The sequence below is a fragment of the Streptomyces canarius genome (genome assembly GCF_014650735.1).
GTDB lineage: Bacteria > Actinomycetota > Actinomycetes > Streptomycetales > Streptomycetaceae > Streptomyces > Streptomyces olivaceoviridis.
In genome coordinates this window covers 50,948-71,007 of record NZ_BMVN01000016.1, presented here as the reverse complement: position 1 = coordinate 71,007, position 20,060 = coordinate 50,948, and the positions used below count along the sequence as shown (strand labels likewise).

The following is a 20,060-nucleotide window of genomic DNA, read 5'->3' as shown; positions in this document are numbered from 1 at the left end:
GCCTGGCGTCCGAATGCTTGATTGTGCTCGAAAGCTCGCTATACCTTGCAAGAACAATCAGCCAGGGGAGGGTCTGGGCATGACACATGTCGAGGACGAGCTGAACAGCCAGCCCGAGTGCTGGATACGGGCGGCCGAGCAGGCGGAGCACTACCGCGGAGCACTGCCGGAGCCCGGCGAGCGGGTCGCCGTCGTCGGGTGCGGGACCTCGTACTTCATGGCCCAGGCCGTGGCCGCCCTGCGCGAGGGCGCCGGACAGGGCGAGACCGATGCGTTCCCCGCCTCCGAGTTCCCGCACCGGCGGTCGTACGACCGGGTCCTCGCCCTCACCCGCTCCGGCACCACCACCGAAGTACTGGAACTGCTCGCGGGGCCCGCGGGGCGGACCCGCACCACCGCCGTGACCGCCGACCCGGACACCCCGGTCGTGTCGGCCGCCGACGACCTCGTCGTGCTGGACTTCGCCGACGAACGCTCCGTCGTCCAGACCCGGTTCGCGACCACCGCGCTCACCCTCCTGCGCGCCCATCTCGGCCTGCACACCGACGCCGTCGTCGCCGACGCGCGCACCGCCCTCGCCGCTCCCTTGCCCCAAGGGCTCGTGGAGTGCACGCAGTTCGCCTTCCTCGGGCGCGGCTGGACCGTCGGACTCGCCCACGAGGCCGGGCTGAAGATGCGCGAGGCGTCCCTCTCCTGGACCGAGTCCTACCCGGCGATGGAGTACCGGCACGGCCCGATCAGCGTCACCACCGAGGGGACGGCCACCTTGATGCTCGGCGAGGCGCCCGACGGACTCGCCGAGCAGGTGCGCGCCACCGGCGGCCTGTGGATCGAGGGCGGGCTCGACCCGCTCGCCGAACTCGTCCGGGTCCAGCGGCTCGCCGTCGCCGTCGCCGCCGCCCGGGGCCTCGACCCCGACCGGCCGCGGCACCTGACCCGCTCGGTGATCCTCGCCCCCTGAACCCGCCGGCCCTCCCGGAAGGACACCTCACGTGCCCCTCGCGTCCACCGGCGAGCTGATCACCCGGGCCGCCGCCGCCCGCTCCGCCGTCGCCGCGTTCAACGTCATCACCCTGGAACACATCGAGGCCGTCATCGCCGGCGCCGAGTCGGCCGGCGCACCCGTGGTCCTCCAGGTCAGCGAGAACGCCGTCAAGTTCCGCTACGGACGGCTGCTGCCGCTGGCCCGTGCCGCCGTCGCCGCCGCCGAACGGGCCGCCGTACCGGTCGCTCTGCACCTGGACCACGTGCAGAGCGACGACCTGCTGCGCCAGGCGCCCGGCGCCGGGTTCAGCTCGGTCATGTACGACGCGGCCCGCCTGCCGTACCCCGGCAACCTGGCCGCGACCCGGGCCGCCGTCGACTGGGCACACGCCCAGAACCTCTGGATCGAGGCCGAGTTGGGGCAGATCGGGGGCAAGGACGGCCGGCCCCCGCTGGACGCGCACGCGCCCGGCGCCCGTACCGATCCCGGCCGGGCGCGGGACTTCGTCGCCGGCACCGGCGTCGACGCCCTGGCCGTCGCCATCGGCAGCACGCACGCCATGACCACCCGCACCGCCGTCCTCGACCTCGGCCTGCTGGGGCGGCTGTCCGCCGCGCTGACCGTGCCGCTCGTCCTGCACGGCTCCTCCGGGGTGCCGGACGACGGCCTGGTCGCGGCGGTCGGCCGCGGCATCGCCAAGGTCAACGTCGGGACCGCGCTCAACGCCGCCATGACCGGGGCGATCAGGGAGTTCCTCGCCGCCCGTCCCGAGGCCGTCGACTCGCGCACCTACCTCGGTGCGGGGCGGGAGGCGATGGCTTCCGAGGTACGGCGGATCATCGGGGTCCTCTCCGGGGCCGGGGGCTGAGGGGGGCCGGGGGCTGACCGGCTCGGCTCCCGGCGGAGCGCCTAACCCCTCTTGACCGCCCTCAGCACCACGAACTTCGGGTCCGACGCCACCAGTTCACTGTTGCCGAACAACCGCCTCAGCTTCACGTGATACCCCAGGTGCCGGTTCCCGATCACCCACAGCTCACCCCCCGGCCGCAGTGACCGCAGCGCCCCGGTGAACATCCGCCACGCCACCGCGTCCGTCGTCGCCTGGTGGGAGTGGAACGGCGGGTTGTTCAGGACCAGGTCCACACTGCCGGGCGCCACCCCGGCCAGCCCGTCCCCGACCCGGAACTCGGCGTGCCCCGGCACCCCGTTCGCCTTGTACGTCGCCTCCGCCGAGGCCACCGCCTGGTACGACTCGTCCACGAACAGCACCTCGGCCGCCGGATCGGCCAGCGCCACCGCCGTACCGACCACGCCGTTGCCGCAGCCGAGGTCCACCACGCGGCCGGCGCCGGGACCGGGCAGGTGCCGCAGGAAGAAGCGGGTGCCGATGTCCAGCCGCTCCGCGCAGAACACGCCCGCGTGGTTGACCACCGTGCGCCCCGACACCGCGCCGACGCCGTCCGGCAGGGCGTAGCTGTACGGCCACGGGTTCGCGGGCCGCTCCAGCGCCGGGTCCGGGGTGCAGAAGACCAGCCGGGCCTTCTGCCGGGCCAGCGAGGTCCGGGTCGGGCCGAGGATCCGCTCGAACAACTGGAGCGTCGAGGTGTGGATCTCCTTCACCATGCCGGTGCCGACCACGACCGTGCCCGCGTGCACGGCGGGCGCCAGCCGCAACAACTGGTCCTCCAGCAGCGCCAGGCTCTTCGGTACCCGCACCAGCAGCACGTCCACCCGCTCCGGCGGCGGGTCCTGCGTGGTGAGCAGCCGTACCGCACCGGGCTCCACGCCCGCCCGCGCCAGGTTCGCCCGGGTCGCCTCCTGGCCGAGGAAGGAGTCGGTGATCTGCGTCGGCCGGTGCTCCGCCAGCGCGGTCACCAGCGCGCCCCAGCGATCCCCGACCACCACGACCGTGCCCGTGAGCGGTACTTTCTCCTCCGCGAGGTGGCGCAGCAGGTACGCGTCGGAGGCGTCCCAGGCGCGCAGCCGGTCGCGGGGGTCGTCGGGGAAGCGGGTCAGCTCGACCTCGCCCCACGGTGTCGTCATACGGTCGCTCATCGTGCGTCCAGGCTAGCGGAGCCGCAGATCAGAGGGCGTGGGGCAGGATGGGGGCATGGAGGACGAGCTGTTCCCCCGGGAGCGTGCGGAGGTCGCGCCGGGCGCCGTGCACGTCGTGGACTGGCTGGACGCCGAGCGGCAGCGCGCCCTGCTCGCCGCCTGCCGGGACTGGGCCCGGCCCCCCGCCGGGCTGCGCACGGTCCGCACACCGGGCGGCGGCACGATGACCGCACGCCAGGTCTGCCTGGGCTGGCACTGGTACCCGTACGCCTACGCCCGCACCGTCGTCGACGGCGACGGCAGCCCCGTGAAGCCGTTCCCGGACTGGCTCGGCGCGCTGGGCCGCCGCGCGGTGGCCGACGCGCTCGGCCCGGACGCCGTACCGGCCGCGCCGTACGACATCGCGCTGATCAACTTCTACGACGGTGACGCCCGCATGGGCATGCACCGCGACGGCGACGAGAAGACCGACGCGCCGGTGGTCTCGCTGAGCCTCGGGGACACCTGCGTGTTCCGCTTCGGCAACACCGGCACACGCGCGAAGCCCTACACCGACGTGGAACTGCGCAGCGGAGACCTGTTCGTCTTCGGCGGCCCGTCCCGGTTCGCCTACCACGGAGTGCCGCGCGTCCGCCCGGGCACGGCCCCGGCCTGGCTGGGTCTCGCCGGACGGCTGAACATCACCCTGCGGGTGAGCGGCCTGTAGCCGCCGGCGCAGGCCACCCAGGGTGCGGATCATGGGAGACTCGCCCTCATGAGCGGCAAGGCGGATCCCCGGGCAACGGGGGAGAGGACCACGTCGAGGGCGCGGCTGGACCGCGGGCGCGGGGCGCTCGGACCGGCGCTGGAGCTGGTGCACACCGGACGGGCGCCGACCCGCGCCGTGCTCACCGCCGAACTCGGCGTCACCCGGGCGACGGCCGGCGCGGTCGCCGCCGAGCTGGAGGCGCTGGGCCTGATCCGCGTGGACGCCCGGCCCGGCTCGGCGGCCGGCTCGCAGGGGCGCCCCTCGCACCGGCTGGAGGTCGCCGAGGACGGTCCCGTCGCGCTCGCGGCCCAGATCCACGCCGACGGCTTCCGGGCCGCGCTGGTCGGCCTCGGCGGACGGATCGTGGCGACCGCGCCCGGCTGCGAGACCGTCGACGCCGACCCGGCGAAGGTGCTCGGCTCCGTGGTCGAGGCGGGCGCGGAGCTGCTGCGCAGCACCGGACGGCGCTGTGTCGGCGCCGGACTCGCCGTGCCGTCCGCCGTCGCCGAACCCGCCGGCCTGGCCCTCAACCCCCTGCACCTGGCCTGGCCCGTGGGCGCCCCCGTCCGGGAGATCTTCGCGGAGCGCGTGCGCGCCGCCGGCATCGGCGGACCCGCGTTCGCGGGCAACGACGTCAACCTCGCCGCGCTCGCCGAACACCGGCACGGCGCCGGCCGGGGCGCGCGGGACCTGCTGTGCGTGGCCACCGGGCACCGGGGCGTCGGCGGCGCGCTCGTCCTGGACGGCCGTCTGCACACGGGCAGTTCGGGGCTCGCGCTGGAGGTCGGCCACCTCACCGTCAACCCCGAGGGCCGCCCCTGCCACTGCGGCAGCCGGGGCTGCCTGGACGTCGAGGCGGACCCGCTGGCCCTGCTCGTGGAGGCGGGACGGGAGCCCGGCCCCGAGGTGTCGCTGGTCCAGCAGGCAGGCGACCTGCTGCGCACCCAGTACGACGACCCGGCCGTCCGCAGGGCCGCCGAGGTCCTCATCGACCGCCTCGGCCTCGGCCTGGCCGGCCTGGTCAACATCCTCAACCCGGACCGCATCATCCTCGGCGGTCTGCACCGCACCCTGCTGGACGCGGACCCCGATCGGCTGCGCGCGGTGGTCGCCGACCGCAGCCTGTGGGGCCAGAGCGGGGGCGTCCCCATCCTGCCGTGCACCCTGGACCACAACAGCCTGGTCGGCGCGGCGGAACTGGCCTGGCAGCCGGTGCTGGACGATCCACTGGAGGCGCTGGCCGGGAGCGACTAGTCCGCGGTGACGCCCCAGTACGCCATCCCCGCCGGGCCGTCGTCGTCGAACAGCACCGTGCAGTTGCCGCAGGCGCGGCCGGGGAAGGGCAGCCGGTCCGAGCCCAGCGCGGCGCGCCACGCGGCGTGCGTCGGCCGGCCGTCAGGTGCCCAGGCTCTGATCTCGGCGTCGGTCAACGGCCGCATGTACGGCCCGCCTCCGGTGTCCGTGGGCTCCACCATGATCGACTGGTCGAGGACCGTGGCCGTACCGCCGGTGTAGATGTACTCCATCCACTCCCTGTCCCTCCACAGCTCCTCGACGGTACGGCCCGGGAAGCCGTGGTCGTCCCGCGCCAGTTCCGCCTCCTGCTCCTGCCGGAACGCCGCCGCCGGATCCGGCTGGTACCGCCCCACGTGGCTCCATGCGTTGCCACCCATCACAGACCTCCCGCCCTGCGTTCACCGATCACGGCCAGCGTAGGACGCGGCACTGACAACGGGCCCCGCCGCCGGAGTCACGGGCGGCCGGGGCCCGCGCGACCAGGGGTGGCCGTGGACGCGCGGCGCGGTCTCGGCACGAGTTCGCCCTCGCGGTCGGGGCAGACCTGGCCCAGGGCCGCTCCGCATGCCTCGCAGAAGGTGTACCCGTACGAGCAGACGCGGGCCGGACCGTCCGGTGGCAGCGCGGTGGTCGCGCAGCGCTCGCAGCGGGCGCGCACCTCCCGCCCTCGCGTCCTCCCGGCCACGTCCGGCGGGGAAACCGTCCGGTGGGACAGGGATCCAGCGGATGGGGCCAGGGCCCGCTCAGGTCCAGGCGGCCCCGAAAGCCCGCCCCGGGTGCTCCGCGAGGACGCGGTCCACCAGGTCCGCGCCCACCGCCTGAACCAGCCGCTGCCGTACCCGGCGCAGCAGGTACGGCATCCCCGGCCCGCCGTCGACCGAGCGGGCCCCGGCGGTCACCGTGTCGCCGCCGAGCAGCAGCCGGTCCCCGAACCCGGCCTCCGCCAGGGCCCGTACGGCCTCCGGCATCCGCCAGTCGGTGGCGTGATGGGCGCGGGACGGGCCGTCGAAGGCCAGCCAGCAGCCCGACGCGGCGGCCTGCCGGTGCGTCACCGGGTCGGGGGAGCGGTTCAGGTGCCCGAGGATCACCCGCTCACCCGGCACGCCCAACTCACCGCACAGCAGGTCGAGTACGTCCAGGGCACCGGTGCCCAGCTCCAGGTGTACGGCGACGGGGGCGCCGGTGGCGTGGTGCGCCTCGGCCGCCGCCGCCATGGTCCGGCGGGCATGTGCGTCGAGCCCGTGGAAACCGCCCGCCACCTTGATGAAACCGGCCCGCACACCGGTCGTGCCGATGCCCTCGGTGAGTTCGGAGACGAACAGGTCGGCGAGCCGGCCGCCGCGCAGCCGGGCGAGCGACTCGGGGTCGTAGTGCGCCGCTTGGTGCAGTCCGGTGGCGCAGACGATCCGCACCCCGGTCGCGCGGGACAGCCCCGGCAGGTCCGCCGCGCGCCGGCCCATGCCGTACGGCGTCCACTGCGCGACGGCCGCTCCGCCCGCCGCGCGGAAGGCCGCCAGTTCGGACCGCGCGGCGCGGAGGTCGTCCAGCTCCTGACCCGGCAACCGCGGGCTGCGCAGGAAGAGATGGTCGTGCGCGTCGCACACGCCCAGCTCCCCGGCCGGGATGTCACCGAGGACCGTACGGACGCGGGTCACCACTGCCGTCCGTGCGCGAGTCGGTCCCGGCCGGGTGCGGACAGGTGCAGCACCTCGAAGACGTCCCCGCCGGCCTTGGGCGCCTCGTGCTCCCAGAGGGAGAAGTGCACCAGCTCCCAGGCGTGGGTGTCCACGGCCGCCGCAGCGAGCACCGCGCCGTCCTGCGCCGCCAGCCCCTCGGTCTCGGCCGCCGCGTCCGCCATGAAGGACGCCAACCGCACGCCGTCCGGCACCGGTTGGCGCCGGCGCACGGCGAACGCGGGCGCGGAGGCGGCGGCGGTGCCCTCCTCGAAGGCCAGGCCGGTCCACTGCCGGACCGCGGGCCGTCCGAAGTCGTTGACGGGTCCCTGGAAGGCTCCGCCCCACAGGAAACTGTTCATGCCCTCCAGGGTGTTCCAGAGGTAGAACGGGCCGTACTGGTTCACCGGTGAGCCGTTCACACCGCGTCCGCGCATCAGGTACGTCTTGATGCCGAGGCCGTCCCAGTCGTCCAGCAGATGACCGACGCGGGCGACACGGGAGCGGATGACCCCCATGTCGTAGTCGGCGGGCAAGGTGAACTCGTACTGCATGGCGTGCATCTCGCACTTCCCTTCTCGGGCGGGGGAGTCGGCCACTGCTCAGGCGGGATGGTCGGTCACGTGCGCGTGCCACTCGGTCGTCGTGCCGTCCGCGGCGGCCTCCACCACCGCCAGGTGGGTCATGAAGGTGCGGGGCCCGGCGCCGTGCCGGTGCCATGTGTCCGGCTCGATCCACACCGTGTCGCCCGCGCGGATCTGCTTCACCTCGCCGCCGCTGCGCCGCACCAGCCCCTCGTCCTCCAGCACGTGCGGCACCCGTCCGTTCGGATGCCGGTGCCAGGCCGTGTGCGCGCCGGGCGCGAAGTGGACGGGGAACACGCGCGGCCGGGACGGGACCGGCGGGGCGGCTGTCCCGTCCAGCCAGACCGTGCCGGTGGAGTTCTCCGCGGGACCCCGCCGGGTGTCGGGACGCCGTCTGGTGATGTGCACGTGACTCAGTTCCCCCGCCGGGGAGCCGGAGGTGCCAGCAGGGAGAGCAGACCGCGTACGCCCGCGTCGAATGCGGCCGGCGATCCGGACGCGCGGGCGAGGACGTAGCCGCCCTGCACGGTAGCGAGGACGGCCGCGGCGATCTCCTGGCCGTGCAGGCCGGGCGCGAACTGCCCCTGCCGCTTGCCTTCTTCGACGATCCCGGCGATCCGCTCGCGGATGGCGGCGATCGTCTCGTCGACCGGCGCGCGTAGTTCCTCGCTCGCGATCACGTCCGGGTCCATGGTCAGCCGGCCGACCGGACAGCCCCGCAGCACATCCCGCTCGCGCAGCAGATACGCCTCGATGCGCTCGTACGGCGTGCCCGGTCCGCCGAGCACCGCCTCGGCGGTGGCCCGCAGTTCGTCGGCGGTGCGCCGGATGGCCGCCAGGGCGAGGTCCGGCTTGCCCTTGAAGTGGTGGTACATGCTGCCCTGACCGGCCCCGGCGCGCTCCAGGATCGCCTTGGGGCTGGTGCCCACGTACCCGCGCTCCCACAGCAGCTCGCGGGTGGACTCGATGAGTCGTTCCGAGGTGCTCATGCGCCCACTGTACATACTAGTAGTTACAGTCGCCCTCCAGTCCGGGAGCAGCCCGGCGTCAGGGCCGTACTCCCCGCGAGGTACGCGCACTGCCGCCGACCGCACGACGACCAGGACCCCGTGCCGGAGGGAGCCTCGGGACATCACCCGAAGATGCGAACCGACGAGGGAGAGACCCGAGATGCAGACCCTGGCGCACTGGGACGGCGGCGGACCCGGCCCGTGGATCCTGTTCGTCCCGCTGATCTGGGCGGCCGTCGTGACCGGCGCCGTCACCGTGCTGCGCCGCACCGCCCGGCGCGGGCGCGGTCCCTGGCGGCCGATGGACGCGGGACGCCCGGCGGGTGACTCGCCGCTCGCGGTCCTCGGCCGCCGCTTCGCCTCCGGCGAGATCGACGAGGACGAGTACTGGCGCCGTCTGTCCGTCCTGGAGGAGCAGTTCGGCCGCGCCGGAAAGGGCGGCGCGGCCTGACAACGACGTGGCCCGGTTTGGCTCGGGCAAGTTCGCCGGGGCTTGGCGGGGGGCGGGTCACCTGGAGGGGGTGCGTTCCTCGGCCGGGGTCTGGTTTCCCGGTGGGATCAGCGGGGGCACCGAGGCGGGCCGGCCCCTGGGGGCCGGCCCGCGCTGCTGCGGCGTTCCGGGGAGGAAGAACAGCCGACTCGTGACGGGCCTGGTGCTCCCGGTTGGCCACAGGCGCGGAGGGCCGGGAGGCCACCCGTGGGCTGGGCGACCCAGTGGCCGGCCGGGAGGCTTCGCGGGTCAGGAAGGGACGGCCGACCGGGCGGGTGCTGCTGTCCCGGTCGGGGTGGGGGCGGACCCCGTGGCGGGGGCGGGCGCCCCGACCGGCGCCGTGGCCGTGGCGGCGACGGGCGCCGTGCCTCCGGCGGGTGCGGTACGTCGGAGGGATGGGGGTGCGGGACTCGTGAGGGGCGCGGCACTCGCCGGTACAGGGGCTGCCGGGGTCACGCACGGCCCCGGACCGGTCGACCCCGCCGGGAGAACCGCCCCGGCCGGGAGGACCGCCCCGGCCGGGACAGTCACCTCCGCCGGAGCAGCCGCCCTCGTGGGGACGGCCGCCCTCGTCGCAGCCGGTGCCGGCGTGCTCCGTACCGCCCCCCGCGGCGACCCCGACGGATGGCTGCGGGCCGTTGCCGGGGCCGGGAGGGTGAACCAGACGACCTTGCCGTTCTCGCCGTCCGGGCGGGCGCCCCAGCTCTCGCTGACCGCGGCCACCATGGCCAGGCCCCGCCCACAGGTGGCCAGCGGGGTGGCGGTCGTCGTCTCCTTGGCGTCGGCCGGCACCGGAAGACGCGGATCGTGGTCGCGCACCGAGACCGTGAGCCGGTCCGGCAGCAGCTCCAGCTCGACGGTGCACGACTTGTCGGGCCGGGCGTGCCGGTGGACGTTGCTCAGCAACTCCGTCACACCGAGCGCGGCCCGGTCTATCAACGGGTCCATATGCCAGTAGCGCAACTGCGCAGATACGATTCTGCGGACCTGGCCGATCCGCGACGGCAGGGCTTGGAGCTCCACCGTGCAGTGCCTGCTTGGGTGACTGATCACGGCTGCGACTCCCCGATGTGAGGTCCGGAGGAACCGGAAGAACACGGAGAACAACGGATCCAGCAGGGTGCTTGCGTCCAAACGTCCGCCTGCTGTCGTGGCCGGCGGGCTGGTTCGCAGCGTTATCGCCGGTAAACCCAGAGTGACGTGAGACCAGCGTGGCGCAGCGGATGCGCTCCCGCAACTCGCCGCGACCGACCGCTGCCCGGCGTGTGCGACCGGCCACTGCTCGGCCTGTGTGACCGGCCGCCCTCCCGCGCGTGTGCGACCGGCCGCTGTTCGGCCTGTGCGACCGGCTGCCCCCCGCGTGGGCGACCGATCCCCGCTCGGCGCGTGCGGCTGACCGCCCCCGGCCGAGTGCGGCCACGCGCTCCTCAGCCGCCGCGCCCCGCCGCCCGGCGGACCGCCTCGACGAACCGCCGTGCCGCGGGCGGCCCCGGCCGGCCCGGTGCGGGATCGTGCGCGCCCATCGTCAGCAGATACCGCGTGCCGTTGACGTCGGCGAGCGCTCGGTCGTCCGGTACGAACCACGGCTTGGACGCGCGCACCGCCTGCACCGGTGCGCTGTCTATCTCGCTCCCGTAGCTGGTGAGCAGTTGCAGCCTGCCGTCGCTGATCCGGACCTGTCCGGCCCGGGTGAGCGAACGCAGGCGTTTGCCGATGCGCACGCCTGTGGCCGTGAACTCCGGTTCCGCCATGTCTGGCCGCCCCCTCGCGGTGTTCCCGTGGTTCCCTGGTGCGCCCCCGTTCGGGACGGTCGTCCCGTCGCGTGCAGTCTGCCCCGGCTCGGCCCGGAGCACCAGTACGCGTGGGGCGCGCGAGACAGCCGCCCGGAGCACTCGCGCCCATGCGCCCCCGTCGGCTCGCACATCCGTGCCCCAGCGCGTCTTTGGGTGGCTCAAAGATGCGTTTATGCAGGTGGGACCCGGTGTGAAAGGTGCCTATGCTCGATCTGCCGGCCCGCGCGAGGCGCCGTCGGCGAGCAGTGGAAGGAGCCCCGCCGTGAGCACCACTCCCCAGATCAGCACCGGCGCCACCCTCGACGTCGACCGCAGCGACCCCGCCTACCGTGACTGGCTGAAAGAGGCCGTCCGCAAGGTTCAGGCCGACGCGAACCGATCGGCGGACACGCACCTGCTGCGCTTCCCGCTGCCCGAGCAATGGGGTATCGACCTCTACCTCAAGGACGAATCCACCCATCCCACCGGCAGCCTCAAGCACCGGCTCGCCCGTTCCCTGTTCCTCTACGGCCTCTGCAACGGCTGGATCCGCCCGGACCGTCCGGTGATCGAGGCGTCCAGCGGCTCGACGGCGGTCTCCGAGGCCTACTTCGCCAAGCTGATCGGCGTGCCCTTCATCGCGGTCATGCCGCGCACGACGAGCGCCGAGAAGATCCGCCTGATCGAGTTCCACGGCGGACGGTGCCACTTCGTGGACGACTCCCGGAAGATGTACGAGGAGTCCGCCCGCCTCGCGGTGGAGACCCGCGGCCACTACATGGACCAGTTCACCTACGCCGAACGCGCGACGGACTGGCGCGGCAACAACAACATCGCCGAGTCGATCTTCCGGCAGTTGCAACTGGAGCGGTTCCCGGAGCCGGCCTGGATCGTCGCCACGGCGGGCACCGGCGGCACCTCGGCGACCCTCGCCCGCTACGTCCACTACATGCAGTACGACACCCGCATCTGCGTCGCCGACCCGGACAACTCCTGCTTCTTCGAGGGCTGGACGGCCGCCGACCCGGACGTCACCTGCGCCTGCGGTTCCCGGATCGAGGGCATCGGACGGCCGCGCATGGAGCCGAGCTTCGTGCCCGGCGCGATCGACCGGATGATGAAGGTCCCGGACGCGGCCAGCGTCGCCGCCGTGCGGGCCCTGGAGGCGGCCATCGGCCGGAAGGCGGGCGGCTCCACGGGCACCGGCCTGTGGAGCGCGCTGAAGATCGTCGCCGAGATGGTGGCCGAGGGGCGTACGGGCAGCGTCGTCACGCTGCTGTGCGACCCTGGTGACCGGTACCTGGACAAGTACTACTCGGACGCGTGGCTCGCGGAGCAGGGTCTGGACATCGCGCCGTACGCCGCCGCGGTCGCCACGTTCCTGGCCACGGGCGTGTGGCCGGACTGAGTCGCCCCCTCCTCGGGCAGGTCGCGCGCGACAGGCGGGTGGCGGGGTTGTGTGGGTTTGGTGACGTCTCAATTGAGGCCCTCGGCAAGCCGGTTGCGCCTAAGCGGCTGATAAGATCATCCCACTTTTCAGCGGACTGACGGCGTGTCATAAACGCGTCTGGGGGACAGTCTCGAAGGCACCGTCGCGCTGTTCACGTTCCCGGCGCGATGCGACTTGAAGAGAGTCTCATGACGTCATTGACTCGGGATCCACTGTTGTGGATCTTGCTTGTGGTGCTCATCGCTGCGGTCGTCGCAGTGATGCGGGCCCGGAGAACCAATATGGCGCTCCGAAGAACGAAGAAGGATCTGGAGGCAGGACTCGGTGAGGCCCGCGGCGATGTCGGAGAGCTCCACGCGCACATCGCCACGTTGACCACCCAGCACCAGCACGCCCTCGCGGACGTCCGGGCGGACGCGGAGGCGGGGACCAAAGCGGTGCTCAAGTCCGCGATGGGAACGCTCCAGTCGCTCGCCGAGGAGCAGCAGGTACTCCTCGACAGCCTGTTGAAGAAGTACGGCGACACCACCGAGATCCTGGCCGACCTGATGACGGTCGACCACACCGGCAGCCAGTTCGGCCGCCGTGCCAAGGGCATCTCCGTGCTGTGCGGCGGCTGGCTGGGCCGGCGGGAGAGCGTCGCCACGGTCTACGACGTCGCGCGCAGCGCCCAGGGCCGGATCAGGGACTTCAGCCGGGTCAGCGTTCACTCGCAGGTGAACGTCTCCCTCGTCGGCAAGGCGGTCGAGCCGGTGGCCGTCGTGCTGGCCGAGCTGCTGGACAACGCGACGAACTACAGCGCGCCCGGAACCCCGGTCGAGGTCAACATCCAGGCCGTGCCGACCGGTGTGTGCTTCATCGTCGACGACGCCGGACTCGGCATGGACCAGGAGACCAAGGACCGGGCGGCGGCCCTGCTGTCGGTCGACGGCCCGGTCGACATCACCGGTCTCGGCGATCCGCCGCGGTTCGGCTTCGCCGTGTGCGGCATGCTCGCCGCCCGCTACGGCTTCGCCGTCTCCGTCGGTTCCGTGTCCCCCTACGGCGGAGTGCGTGCAGTGATTCGTGTGCCCGAAAGTCTCCTCGCGGCCGACGTGCCCGCCCCCGCGGTCGACGCCCAGGACACCGCGGCACCGGAGGCGGCCCCCCAGCGGCTGGCGCCGGTCCCGGTGGTGGGCCCCACCCACGTGGTGGGGACGACCACGGGAGGTCTGCCCAAACGCCGGCGACGGAGCGGCCCCGTCACGGTGGTCCCGGCACTCGACGAAACCGCCGGTCAGGAAGGCACGCCCGAGCCCGCCAGCGAGGTGACGGCGTCACGGCTCGGGGCGTTCGCGCGCGGAACACAGCTTGGGCGCACCACGAACACCACGGAAGGACCTGACACCAAGTGAACATCGACCTGTCCTGGGTGCTCAACGACGTGCTTGAGGTGCGCGGAGCCCGGCACGCGATCCTCGTCTCGGGCGACGGCCTGCTGTTGCAGCGCTCGGACGACATCGGGCGGGACGACGCCGAGACGAACGCCGCCGCGATGAGCTCCATGCAGTCGCTGAGCCGGGCCGTCGCGGGGTTCGTGGGAGCGGGACACGGGATCTGGAAGCAGACGCTGCTGGAGTACGACGGCGGCTGGATCTTCCTGATCGCCGCCGGCCAGGGCTCCTACCTCGCCGTCTCCGCCGCGCTGGACGTCGACATGGAGGCCATGTCCTTCCGCATGCAGAAGACGGTCACGGGCCTGAGCAAGGCGATGAGTGTGGCGCCCCGCTCCGACAACGGTGCCGGCGCATGACGAATCCCGGCGAGGAAGCCGCCGTCACCAGCGACTTCGTCCGTTCCTACGTCATCACCGGCGGCCGGACGCTGCCGGACTCGGACGACCTGGCGCTGCACACCCTGGTCATCCTGGCTCCCGACCGGACACCCCCGCTGGGAGCCGGCCCCGAGGTGATGGCGATCTGGAAGCTGTGCGCGGGCGGCTACCTGTCGGTCGCCGAAGTGGCCGGACACCTGGGACTGCCGGTGGGAGTGGCCCGGTTGCTGCTGACCGATTTATTCGAGCAGGGACACCTCCTGCGCCGAGCCGAGCCGCCCCGGGCTCAGAACGTTGACAGAGCGACCCTGGAAAAGGTTCTGAATGGACTCCAATCTCTCATCGGCTGAGACGGCCCCCGGCTCCATCTATGTCTCCAGCGCGGTGACCAACGCTGCCAAGATCCTGGTCGTCGGGCATTTCGCCGTGGGCAAGACGACCTTCATCGGCTCCCTGTCGGAGATCACCCCGCTGCGCACCGAGGAGAAGATGACGCAGGCGTCGCTCCACGTGGACGACCTCAGGGGCGTGACCGACAAGACCACCACCACCGTGGCGCTGGACTTCGGCCGGCTCACGCTCAGCGACGACCTCGTGCTGTACCTGTTCGGCACCCCCGGACAGCAGCGCTTCATGCAGCTGTGGGAGGACATGGCCCGCGGCGCGCTGGGGGCGCTGCTCCTGGTCGACCCCGCCCGGCTGGAGGAGACGTTCCCCGTCATCGACCTCGTCGAGCGGTACGGCCTGGAGTACGCCATCGCGGTCAACAGCTTCAAGGCGGGCACGGTGTACGAGGAGGCGGAGGTGCGCGAGGCCCTCGACCTGCTCCCGGACACCCCCGTCGTCTACTGCGACGCCCGCGACCGGCAGTCCTCCGCCCACGCGCTGATCGCGCTCGTGCGTCACCTGCTCGCCCGGGCCGCCTGACCGCCCGTCCGCAGTCGTCTCATCCGCCCATCCCCCCGACCCCCGGCCCGGACCTCCGCCCGGGCCCCGGGCCCGGACCCTCTGCCGGGACCCCGGCCCGGCACCATCCCCCGGCGCCGGGCCCGGGCCGCCCCCCGGCCCCGGCCCCGGCCCGGAACCATCCGCCCGGAGCCTCGGCCCGGAGCCAGCAGAAGGAACTTCATGGACCGCCAGTCAGCCCCCGCCCCCGCCGGCGCAAGATGCCCCATGCACGACGCCGCGTTCGCCGCCGACCCGCACCAGGTCTACGACCGGCTGCGCGCCCACGGTCCGGCCGGACCGGTCGAACTCGCCCCCGGCGTCGACGCGACCCTGGTCGTCGGCCACGAGATGGCGCTACGCGTGTTGCAGAACTCCACGCTCTTCGCCCGGGACGCCCGCCGGTGGAAGGCCCTCAACGAAGGGGCTATCGGGCTGGACAGCCCGGTGCTGCCGATGATGGCGTACCGGCCCAACTGCCTGTTCACCGACGGCGCCGTGCACCTGCGGCTGCGCAAGGCCGTCACGGACAGCCTGGCCCGGCTCAACGTCACCCGCATCCGCCGTGACGTCGAGCCCATCGCCGACTACCTCATCGACCAGTTCAGCGAGCGAGGCCGGGCCGACCTCCTCAACGACTACGCCAAGCTGCTGCCGCTGCTGCTGTTCAACAAGCTCTTCGGCTGCCCGGCGGACATCGGTGACACCCTCACCAGCGCCATGTCGGCGATCTTCGACGGCAAGGACGCCCTGCGCGCCAACGAGGAACTCACCGCCTGCCTCATGGAGCTGATCGCCCTCAAGCGCCGCCGGCCCGGCGACGACGTCACCTCCTGGCTGATCCAGCACCCCGCCGGGCTCACCGACGAGGAACTCAAGGACCAGCTCGTCATGCTGATGGGCGCCGGCGTGGAACCCGAGCGCAACCTCATCGGCAACGCGCTGCTCCTGCTGCTGTCGCCCGACACCAGCGGGCGCGACTCCGGGCTGCTCGTCGAGGAGGCGATCGACGACGTGCTGTGGAACGAGACGCCCATCGCCAACTACGCCACCCACTTCCCGGTGCAGGACGTGGACCTCGGGGGAGTGGTGGCCGAGGCCAACACCCCGGTCGTCATCAGCTTCGCCGCGGCCAACAGCGATCCGGCGCTGGCCGAGGCCCGCCGGAAGCACAGCAAGGGCGCCCACCTGGCCTGGGGAGCCGGTCCGCACGCGTGCCCGGCCAAGGACCCGGCGCAGGTCATCGCCGTCACCGCGATCGAGAAGATCCTCAACGCCCTGCCCGACCTCACGCTGGCCGTTCCCGAGAAGGAGCTGGCATGGCGCCCGGGGCCGTTCCACCGGGCCCTGGTCGCGCTGCCCGTGACCTTCAGCCCGACCCCGGCCACCCGTATGGTCTCCGCCCTCCAGAACCGCACCGGCCCCGCCGCGGGGGAGCAGCCGCTGCCCTCGGTCCCGGCCTCCGCCGCCTCCGTCGGCCGACAGGAGCCGACCAGGAAGAAGGGATTCTGGAGCAGTTTCCTGGACATTTTCCGGGTGTGATGTACGGCATGTGACAGGAGCAACACTGTCAGGCGCATGACGAAGGAGAGGGGAAGGGTAGGTTCCGGCGGTAACGGTAGCGCCCAGCACAGAGGAGCTTTGCGTGACCGCCGTTGGCGTCATACGCGGTACCACCCCCGACCGCCGAGTCGTCATCCCCCTCCTTCGCCGCCTGAGGTCCGGCGAGGGATTGGCCGACCCCCGCCCCGTCTGGGAAGAACTGCGCGCCCTGGGCGATGTGGTGCCCGCGCCCTGGGGCGGCTACTTCGTGACCGGATTCGAGGCGTGCAGCCAGGTCCTGCGCGGCAGGAACTGGCTCGTCCCCGACTTCGACTGGCAGGAGCGCCGGCCCGACCCGACGCGCTGGCGGGAGCCGGCGACGCGGGAGATGACACGGACCCTCTCCCGACTCAACCCGCCCGTGCACACCTTCCAGCGGCGCGCTCTGGGCAACCTCTTCGACCGCGGCACCCTGGAGGCCATGCGGCCCCGGATCGCCGGCCACGTCACCCGGCTCCTGGACCGCCTCGCCTCACAGCTGCGCACCCACGGCGAGGCCGACTTCGTCGACACGGTCGGCGACCGGCTCCCGATCCACACCGTCGGCCAGTGGCTCGCCATCCCGGCCGAGGACTACCCGCGGATCCTGGACTTCACCCACCGCCAGGTCCACGCCCAGGAACTCCTGCCCACCAAGAGCGAACTGGCCGTCTCCGCCCAGGCCACCCTGGAGATGAGGGACTTCTTCACCCGCCTGATCGCCCACCGGCGCCGCCACCTTGGCAACGATGTCCTCTCCGGCTGGATCCGCTACTGGGACGCCCAGTACCCCGAGGACCGCGCGGCGGCGGACCAGACGCTCTACGACCTGACGATGTTCATCACCATCGCGTCCCTGGAGACCACCGCCACGCTGCTGGCCAACGCCGTGTGGTTCCTCACCCGGGACCCGGCCCGGGCCGACTGGCTGCGCCGGCACCCCGAACACCTCGACGACGCGATCGACGAGGTGCTGCGCTACGACCCGCCCATCCACCTCAACACCCGGTACGCCGCCGATGACACCGTCCTCGCCGGCGTCCCGGTCGCCAAGGACACCCCCGTCCACGTCCTCTACGGCGCCGCCAACCACGACCCGCGCCGCAACGGGAACCCGCACGCGTTCGACATCCGCCGCAAGGGCGCCCACCTCGCCTTCGGCGGCGGTGCCCACTACTGCCTCGGCATGGCCCTGGCCCGACTGGAGGCCCGCCTACTCCTCGGCGAGCTGCTGGAACGATTCACCACTCTGCGGCCGACCGCGGGCCCGACGTACGCGAGCCGGATGGTCTTCCGGCGCGTCAGCTCCCTCACGGTGACGGCGTGACCTCCCGGAGGCGGCCTTCGCGCACCTGACGAGACGACCTGCCGACATCGACGACACGACTCCTCCGAAAGCGACGACATGACCGCCCTCCCCCTCACGGCCCTCCCGTCCGGCTCCGTACGGCAGACCCTGCGGACCCACCGGGAGGGCCCGGTCCTCACCATCGAGCTGACCACCCCCGAGCACGGCAACACCGTCACCGACGCCCTGCTGGACGACCTCCTGGCCGTTCTCCAGGACCAGGACCCGGCGGTCCGCGTACTCATCCTCACCGGGAGCGGCGACGACTTCAGCCTCGGCGGGGACCGCGGCGAGTTCGCCCGGCACGTCGCCGCCGACCCCACCGGCAGCGGCATCCGCGTGTCGGGGACCAAGGCGCGCCGCGTCTGCGACGCCCTCACCGGGAACCCGGCCGTCACCATCGCCCGCGTCCACGGCAAGGCCATCGGGGCGGGCATGGCCCTGGCACTCGCCTGCGACCTGCGGGTCGGCTCCGAGGACGCGACCTTCCGGCTGCCCGAACTCGCCCTCGGACTCCCCACCGCCTGGGGCGGGCTGCTGCCCCGCCTCATCAACGAGGTCGGCGCCGCCCGCGTCCGCGAACTCGTGCTCACCGGCCGGGCGTTCACCGCGGCGGAAGCCCACTCCCTGTCCATTCTGCAAAAGGTCGTGCCGGCTCACGAACTGGACGCGGCCGTCGACGCCTGGGCCAGGCCCATCGTCCGCCGCCCCCCGGCGGCACTGCGCGTCACCAAGACCCTGCTCAACTCGCTGTCCGCAGCCTCCCGCCTGGCCGACGTCTCGGCGCTGGACGCGGAACTGATGGCAGCGGTCGTGTCCGAGGCGCACCACGCCCACGGCGACTGATCACCGCCGGGACACGTACCCGTCCAGGGACGTCACCGCGTCGCGGAAGGCGCGCCCCAGGCCCGCCCGGGCCAGCGTGAGGAAGAGCCGGAACGGCGCCGTCCCATCGGCGGCCAACGTCCACTGCACACGCGTGCCGGTGCCCCGAGGGGTGAGGCGCCACTCCTCGGCCAGGGCACGGGCCCCGGGCGCGTTGGTGCTGTCGATGCGGTAGGCGTACACCTCGGGCGCCTTCGCGAGGAGCACCGTCTCCGCGAACCGCGTCCCGCCCCGGAGCCGGATCTCCCGCCGGGAGCCGCCGTCGGTGACCCGGGCGAGCGTCACCGCCGCGAACCACTCGGCCCAGCCCGGCACGTCCTCGGCGAGCGCGCGGAAGACCTGCTCGGGCGAGGCGGCGATGTTCCGTGCGAAGACCAGGCGTACGGGGGCGGTCCCGATGAAGCCGGGATCCACCGGGCGCAGACGACGAGCCATGGACGAAACCCCCTCGTGACACTCCCGCAGGCGGTTGGACAGACATCGTCAACCGGGCATCGTCACCTTAGCTGACGGGCTCTCAGATGTCTGTGGCGTCCTCGTCCCCGGGCTCGCCCGCCACCAGCACCCGCAGGTGCTCGGAGATCTCCGCGCGCGCCTCGGCGGGCAGGCCGGCGTCGGTCACCAGCGTGTCCACCTGCTCCAGCGCGGCGAACGAACTCAGGCCCACCACACCCCACTTGGTGTGGTCGGCGACCACCACGACCCGGCGCGCGGAATGCACCAGCCGCCGGTTGGTCTCGGCCTCCGCGAGGTTCGGCGTGGACAGGCCGGCCTCCAGCGATATGCCGTGCACCCCGAGGAAGAGCAGATCGAAGTGGAGCGCGGCGATCGCCTGGTCGGCCACCGGCCCCACCAGCGAGTCCGACGGGGTGCGCACCCCGCCGGTCAGCACCACCGTCGCCGCCCCCTGCCGCTGCCCCGAGGTGCGCTGCGCCGAGTGGAAGACGTCCGCGACCCGCACCGAGTTCGTCACCACGGTCAGGTCGGGCACCTCCAGCAGCTGCTGCGCGAGCGCGTACGTCGTCGTACCGCCGGACAGCGCGATCGCCGCCCCTGGGCTGACCAGCCGGGCCGCGGCGCGCGCGATGTCCTCCTTGGCGGTCAGCTCCAGCCCCGACTTCGCCTCGAACCCCGGCTCGTGCGTGCTCGCCTCGACCACCGGCACCGCGCCGCCGTGCACCTTCTCCAGCACACCCTGGCGGGCGAGCGCGTCCAGATCGCGGCGCACGGTCATGTCCGAGACACCGAGCCTGCGGGTCAGTTCGTTGACCCGTACCCCGCCCCGGCGCCGGACCTCGTCCACGATCAGGGCGCGGCGCTGCTCCGCGAGGAGGTTCTGATTCTCGCTCACGTACGCTCCGGTCCTTTCGCCGCCATCCGTCCGACACGCCCGGTGCACCGGCTCCGACCAGGAAGTTCCCTCTG

Annotated in this window: 23 protein-coding genes and 1 pseudogene; 13 read left to right on the top strand and 11 right to left on the bottom strand. The window is 72.9% G+C overall.

The window, feature by feature from the left end; translation table 11 throughout:
• Positions 1 to 79 precede the first annotated feature (79 nt).
• Complete coding sequence (locus tag IE294_RS22880; protein ID WP_189888993.1) at positions 80 to 961, top strand: SIS domain-containing protein; 882 nt, start codon at positions 80 to 82, stop codon at positions 959 to 961.
• Between the two features lie 31 nt (positions 962 to 992).
• Positions 993 to 1,853 carry a class II fructose-bisphosphate aldolase gene (locus tag IE294_RS22875; protein WP_189888991.1) on the top strand — a complete coding sequence of 287 codons (861 nt, stop codon included), beginning with the start codon at positions 993 to 995 and terminating at the stop codon, positions 1,851 to 1,853.
• Positions 1,854 to 1,894: 41 nt separating this feature from the next.
• Here the strand turns inward: IE294_RS22875 and IE294_RS22870 are convergent, their stop codons facing one another.
• On the bottom strand, positions 1,895 to 3,028 hold the full coding sequence (locus IE294_RS22870) for a methyltransferase (RefSeq protein WP_189888989.1): 1,134 nt from the start codon (positions 3,026 to 3,028) through the stop codon (positions 1,895 to 1,897).
• A gap of 67 nt (positions 3,029 to 3,095) precedes the next feature.
• On the opposite strand from IE294_RS22870, the gene IE294_RS22865 reads away from it, so the two are divergent.
• Entirely contained in the window at positions 3,096 to 3,746 is a 651-nt protein-coding gene (locus tag IE294_RS22865) for an alpha-ketoglutarate-dependent dioxygenase AlkB family protein (protein WP_189888987.1), read from the top strand.
• Positions 3,747 to 3,794: 48 nt separating this feature from the next.
• Complete coding sequence (locus IE294_RS22860) at positions 3,795 to 5,042, top strand: ROK family protein (protein ID WP_189888985.1); 1,248 nt, start codon at positions 3,795 to 3,797, stop codon at positions 5,040 to 5,042.
• Here IE294_RS22860 and IE294_RS22855 read toward each other — a convergent pair.
• From IE294_RS22855 to IE294_RS22830, 6 genes are all read right to left on the bottom strand, one after another.
• Positions 5,039 to 5,461, bottom strand: coding sequence for a hypothetical protein (locus IE294_RS22855; protein ID WP_189888983.1), 423 nt, complete (start codon positions 5,459 to 5,461; stop codon positions 5,039 to 5,041). The genes IE294_RS22860 and IE294_RS22855 overlap by 4 nt on opposite strands.
• Before the next feature lie 77 nt (positions 5,462 to 5,538).
• The gene (locus tag IE294_RS22850; protein ID WP_306433460.1) at positions 5,539 to 5,742 is read right to left on the bottom strand and encodes a DUF1272 domain-containing protein; all 204 of its coding nucleotides are present in this window, start codon (positions 5,740 to 5,742) and stop codon (positions 5,539 to 5,541) included.
• An 85-nt stretch (positions 5,743 to 5,827) separates the two neighbouring features.
• Positions 5,828 to 6,739 (bottom strand): phosphotriesterase family protein, encoded by a 912-nt coding sequence (locus tag IE294_RS22845; RefSeq protein WP_189888980.1) that lies wholly within the window; start codon positions 6,737 to 6,739, stop codon positions 5,828 to 5,830.
• On the bottom strand, positions 6,736 to 7,320 hold the full coding sequence (locus IE294_RS22840) for a DUF4865 family protein (protein ID WP_189888978.1): 585 nt from the start codon (positions 7,318 to 7,320) through the stop codon (positions 6,736 to 6,738). The genes IE294_RS22845 and IE294_RS22840 overlap by 4 nt, the downstream gene beginning before the upstream one ends.
• A gap of 39 nt (positions 7,321 to 7,359) precedes the next feature.
• Positions 7,360 to 7,749 (bottom strand): cupin domain-containing protein, encoded by a 390-nt coding sequence (locus IE294_RS22835; RefSeq protein WP_189888976.1) that lies wholly within the window; start codon positions 7,747 to 7,749, stop codon positions 7,360 to 7,362.
• Between the two features lie 5 nt (positions 7,750 to 7,754).
• Complete coding sequence (locus tag IE294_RS22830) at positions 7,755 to 8,345, bottom strand: TetR/AcrR family transcriptional regulator (RefSeq protein ID WP_189888974.1); 591 nt, start codon at positions 8,343 to 8,345, stop codon at positions 7,755 to 7,757.
• Positions 8,346 to 8,511: 166 nt separating this feature from the next.
• On the opposite strand from IE294_RS22830, the gene IE294_RS22825 reads away from it, so the two are divergent.
• On the top strand, positions 8,512 to 8,802 hold the full coding sequence (locus tag IE294_RS22825; RefSeq protein WP_189888972.1) for an SHOCT domain-containing protein: 291 nt from the start codon (positions 8,512 to 8,514) through the stop codon (positions 8,800 to 8,802).
• 573 nt (positions 8,803 to 9,375) lie between these two features.
• On the opposite strand, the pseudogene IE294_RS47765 reads toward IE294_RS22825, so the two are convergent.
• Both IE294_RS47765 and IE294_RS22815 read right to left on the bottom strand, forming a co-directional pair.
• Positions 9,376 to 9,894, bottom strand: a pseudogene (locus tag IE294_RS47765) (ATP-binding protein); the annotation flags it as partial.
• A 374-nt stretch (positions 9,895 to 10,268) separates the two neighbouring features.
• Complete coding sequence (locus tag IE294_RS22815) at positions 10,269 to 10,592, bottom strand: hypothetical protein (RefSeq protein ID WP_014671112.1); 324 nt, start codon at positions 10,590 to 10,592, stop codon at positions 10,269 to 10,271.
• Positions 10,593 to 10,896: 304 nt separating this feature from the next.
• Between IE294_RS22815 and cds1 the strand changes: the two genes are divergently transcribed.
• The 8 genes from cds1 (at position 10,897) to IE294_RS22775 (ending at position 18,596) form a co-directional block, all read left to right on the top strand.
• Positions 10,897 to 12,021 (top strand): L-cysteine desulfhydrase Cds1, encoded by a 1,125-nt coding sequence (gene cds1, locus IE294_RS22810; protein ID WP_189888970.1) that lies wholly within the window; start codon positions 10,897 to 10,899, stop codon positions 12,019 to 12,021.
• 230 nt (positions 12,022 to 12,251) lie between these two features.
• Complete coding sequence (locus IE294_RS22805) at positions 12,252 to 13,457, top strand: ATP-binding protein (protein WP_189888968.1); 1,206 nt, start codon at positions 12,252 to 12,254, stop codon at positions 13,455 to 13,457.
• Positions 13,454 to 13,855: a roadblock/LC7 domain-containing protein gene (locus tag IE294_RS22800; protein WP_014671109.1), complete on the top strand. Its 402-nt coding sequence runs from the start codon at positions 13,454 to 13,456 to the stop codon at positions 13,853 to 13,855. Before IE294_RS22805 ends, IE294_RS22800 begins: the two co-directional genes overlap by 4 nt.
• Entirely contained in the window at positions 13,852 to 14,226 is a 375-nt protein-coding gene (locus tag IE294_RS22795) for a DUF742 domain-containing protein (RefSeq protein ID WP_189818551.1), read from the top strand. The genes IE294_RS22800 and IE294_RS22795 overlap by 4 nt, the downstream gene beginning before the upstream one ends.
• Positions 14,201 to 14,803, top strand: a complete 603-nt coding sequence (locus IE294_RS22790; protein WP_189818550.1) for a GTP-binding protein — start codon at positions 14,201 to 14,203, stop codon at positions 14,801 to 14,803. Before IE294_RS22795 ends, IE294_RS22790 begins: the two co-directional genes overlap by 26 nt.
• 246 nt (positions 14,804 to 15,049) lie before the next feature.
• Positions 15,050 to 16,363: a cytochrome P450 family protein gene (locus IE294_RS22785; protein ID WP_189888966.1), complete on the top strand. Its 1,314-nt coding sequence runs from the start codon at positions 15,050 to 15,052 to the stop codon at positions 16,361 to 16,363.
• 103 nt (positions 16,364 to 16,466) lie between these two features.
• Positions 16,467 to 17,729 carry a cytochrome P450 gene (locus tag IE294_RS22780; protein ID WP_189888964.1) on the top strand — a complete coding sequence of 421 codons (1,263 nt, stop codon included), beginning with the start codon at positions 16,467 to 16,469 and terminating at the stop codon, positions 17,727 to 17,729.
• Positions 17,730 to 17,807: 78 nt separating this feature from the next.
• A complete protein-coding gene (locus IE294_RS22775) occupies positions 17,808 to 18,596 on the top strand; it encodes an enoyl-CoA hydratase/isomerase family protein (protein WP_189888962.1) in 789 nt (262 codons plus the stop codon).
• On the opposite strand, the gene IE294_RS22770 is transcribed toward IE294_RS22775, so the two are convergent.
• Both IE294_RS22770 and IE294_RS22765 read right to left on the bottom strand, forming a co-directional pair.
• On the bottom strand, positions 18,597 to 19,070 hold the full coding sequence (locus tag IE294_RS22770; protein ID WP_189888961.1) for an SRPBCC family protein: 474 nt from the start codon (positions 19,068 to 19,070) through the stop codon (positions 18,597 to 18,599).
• A gap of 82 nt (positions 19,071 to 19,152) precedes the next feature.
• On the bottom strand, positions 19,153 to 19,986 hold the full coding sequence (locus IE294_RS22765) for a DeoR/GlpR family DNA-binding transcription regulator (RefSeq protein ID WP_189888959.1): 834 nt from the start codon (positions 19,984 to 19,986) through the stop codon (positions 19,153 to 19,155).
• Positions 19,987 to 20,060: the final 74 nt, after the last annotated feature.

Coding starts and splice junctions, on each gene's coding strand:
- IE294_RS22770 (WP_189888961.1), bottom strand. CDS start 19,070: ATGGCTCGTCGTCTGCGCCCGGTGGATCCCGGCTTCATCGGGACCGCC.
- IE294_RS22785 (WP_189888966.1), top strand. CDS start 15,050: ATGCACGACGCCGCGTTCGCCGCCGACCCGCACCAGGTCTACGACCGG.
- IE294_RS22825 (WP_189888972.1), top strand. CDS start 8,512: ATGCAGACCCTGGCGCACTGGGACGGCGGCGGACCCGGCCCGTGGATC.
- IE294_RS22805 (WP_189888968.1), top strand. CDS start 12,252: ATGACGTCATTGACTCGGGATCCACTGTTGTGGATCTTGCTTGTGGTG.
- IE294_RS22880 (WP_189888993.1), top strand. CDS start 80: ATGACACATGTCGAGGACGAGCTGAACAGCCAGCCCGAGTGCTGGATA.
- IE294_RS22855 (WP_189888983.1), bottom strand. CDS start 5,461: ATGGGTGGCAACGCATGGAGCCACGTGGGGCGGTACCAGCCGGATCCG.
- IE294_RS22870 (WP_189888989.1), bottom strand. CDS start 3,028: ATGACGACACCGTGGGGCGAGGTCGAGCTGACCCGCTTCCCCGACGAC.
- IE294_RS22865 (WP_189888987.1), top strand. CDS start 3,096: ATGGAGGACGAGCTGTTCCCCCGGGAGCGTGCGGAGGTCGCGCCGGGC.
- IE294_RS22830 (WP_189888974.1), bottom strand. CDS start 8,345: ATGTACAGTGGGCGCATGAGCACCTCGGAACGACTCATCGAGTCCACC.
- IE294_RS22840 (WP_189888978.1), bottom strand. CDS start 7,320: ATGCACGCCATGCAGTACGAGTTCACCTTGCCCGCCGACTACGACATG.
- IE294_RS22815 (WP_014671112.1), bottom strand. CDS start 10,592: ATGGCGGAACCGGAGTTCACGGCCACAGGCGTGCGCATCGGCAAACGC.
- IE294_RS22795 (WP_189818551.1), top strand. CDS start 13,852: ATGACGAATCCCGGCGAGGAAGCCGCCGTCACCAGCGACTTCGTCCGT.
- IE294_RS22790 (WP_189818550.1), top strand. CDS start 14,201: ATGGACTCCAATCTCTCATCGGCTGAGACGGCCCCCGGCTCCATCTAT.
- IE294_RS22775 (WP_189888962.1), top strand. CDS start 17,808: ATGACCGCCCTCCCCCTCACGGCCCTCCCGTCCGGCTCCGTACGGCAG.
- IE294_RS22860 (WP_189888985.1), top strand. CDS start 3,795: ATGAGCGGCAAGGCGGATCCCCGGGCAACGGGGGAGAGGACCACGTCG.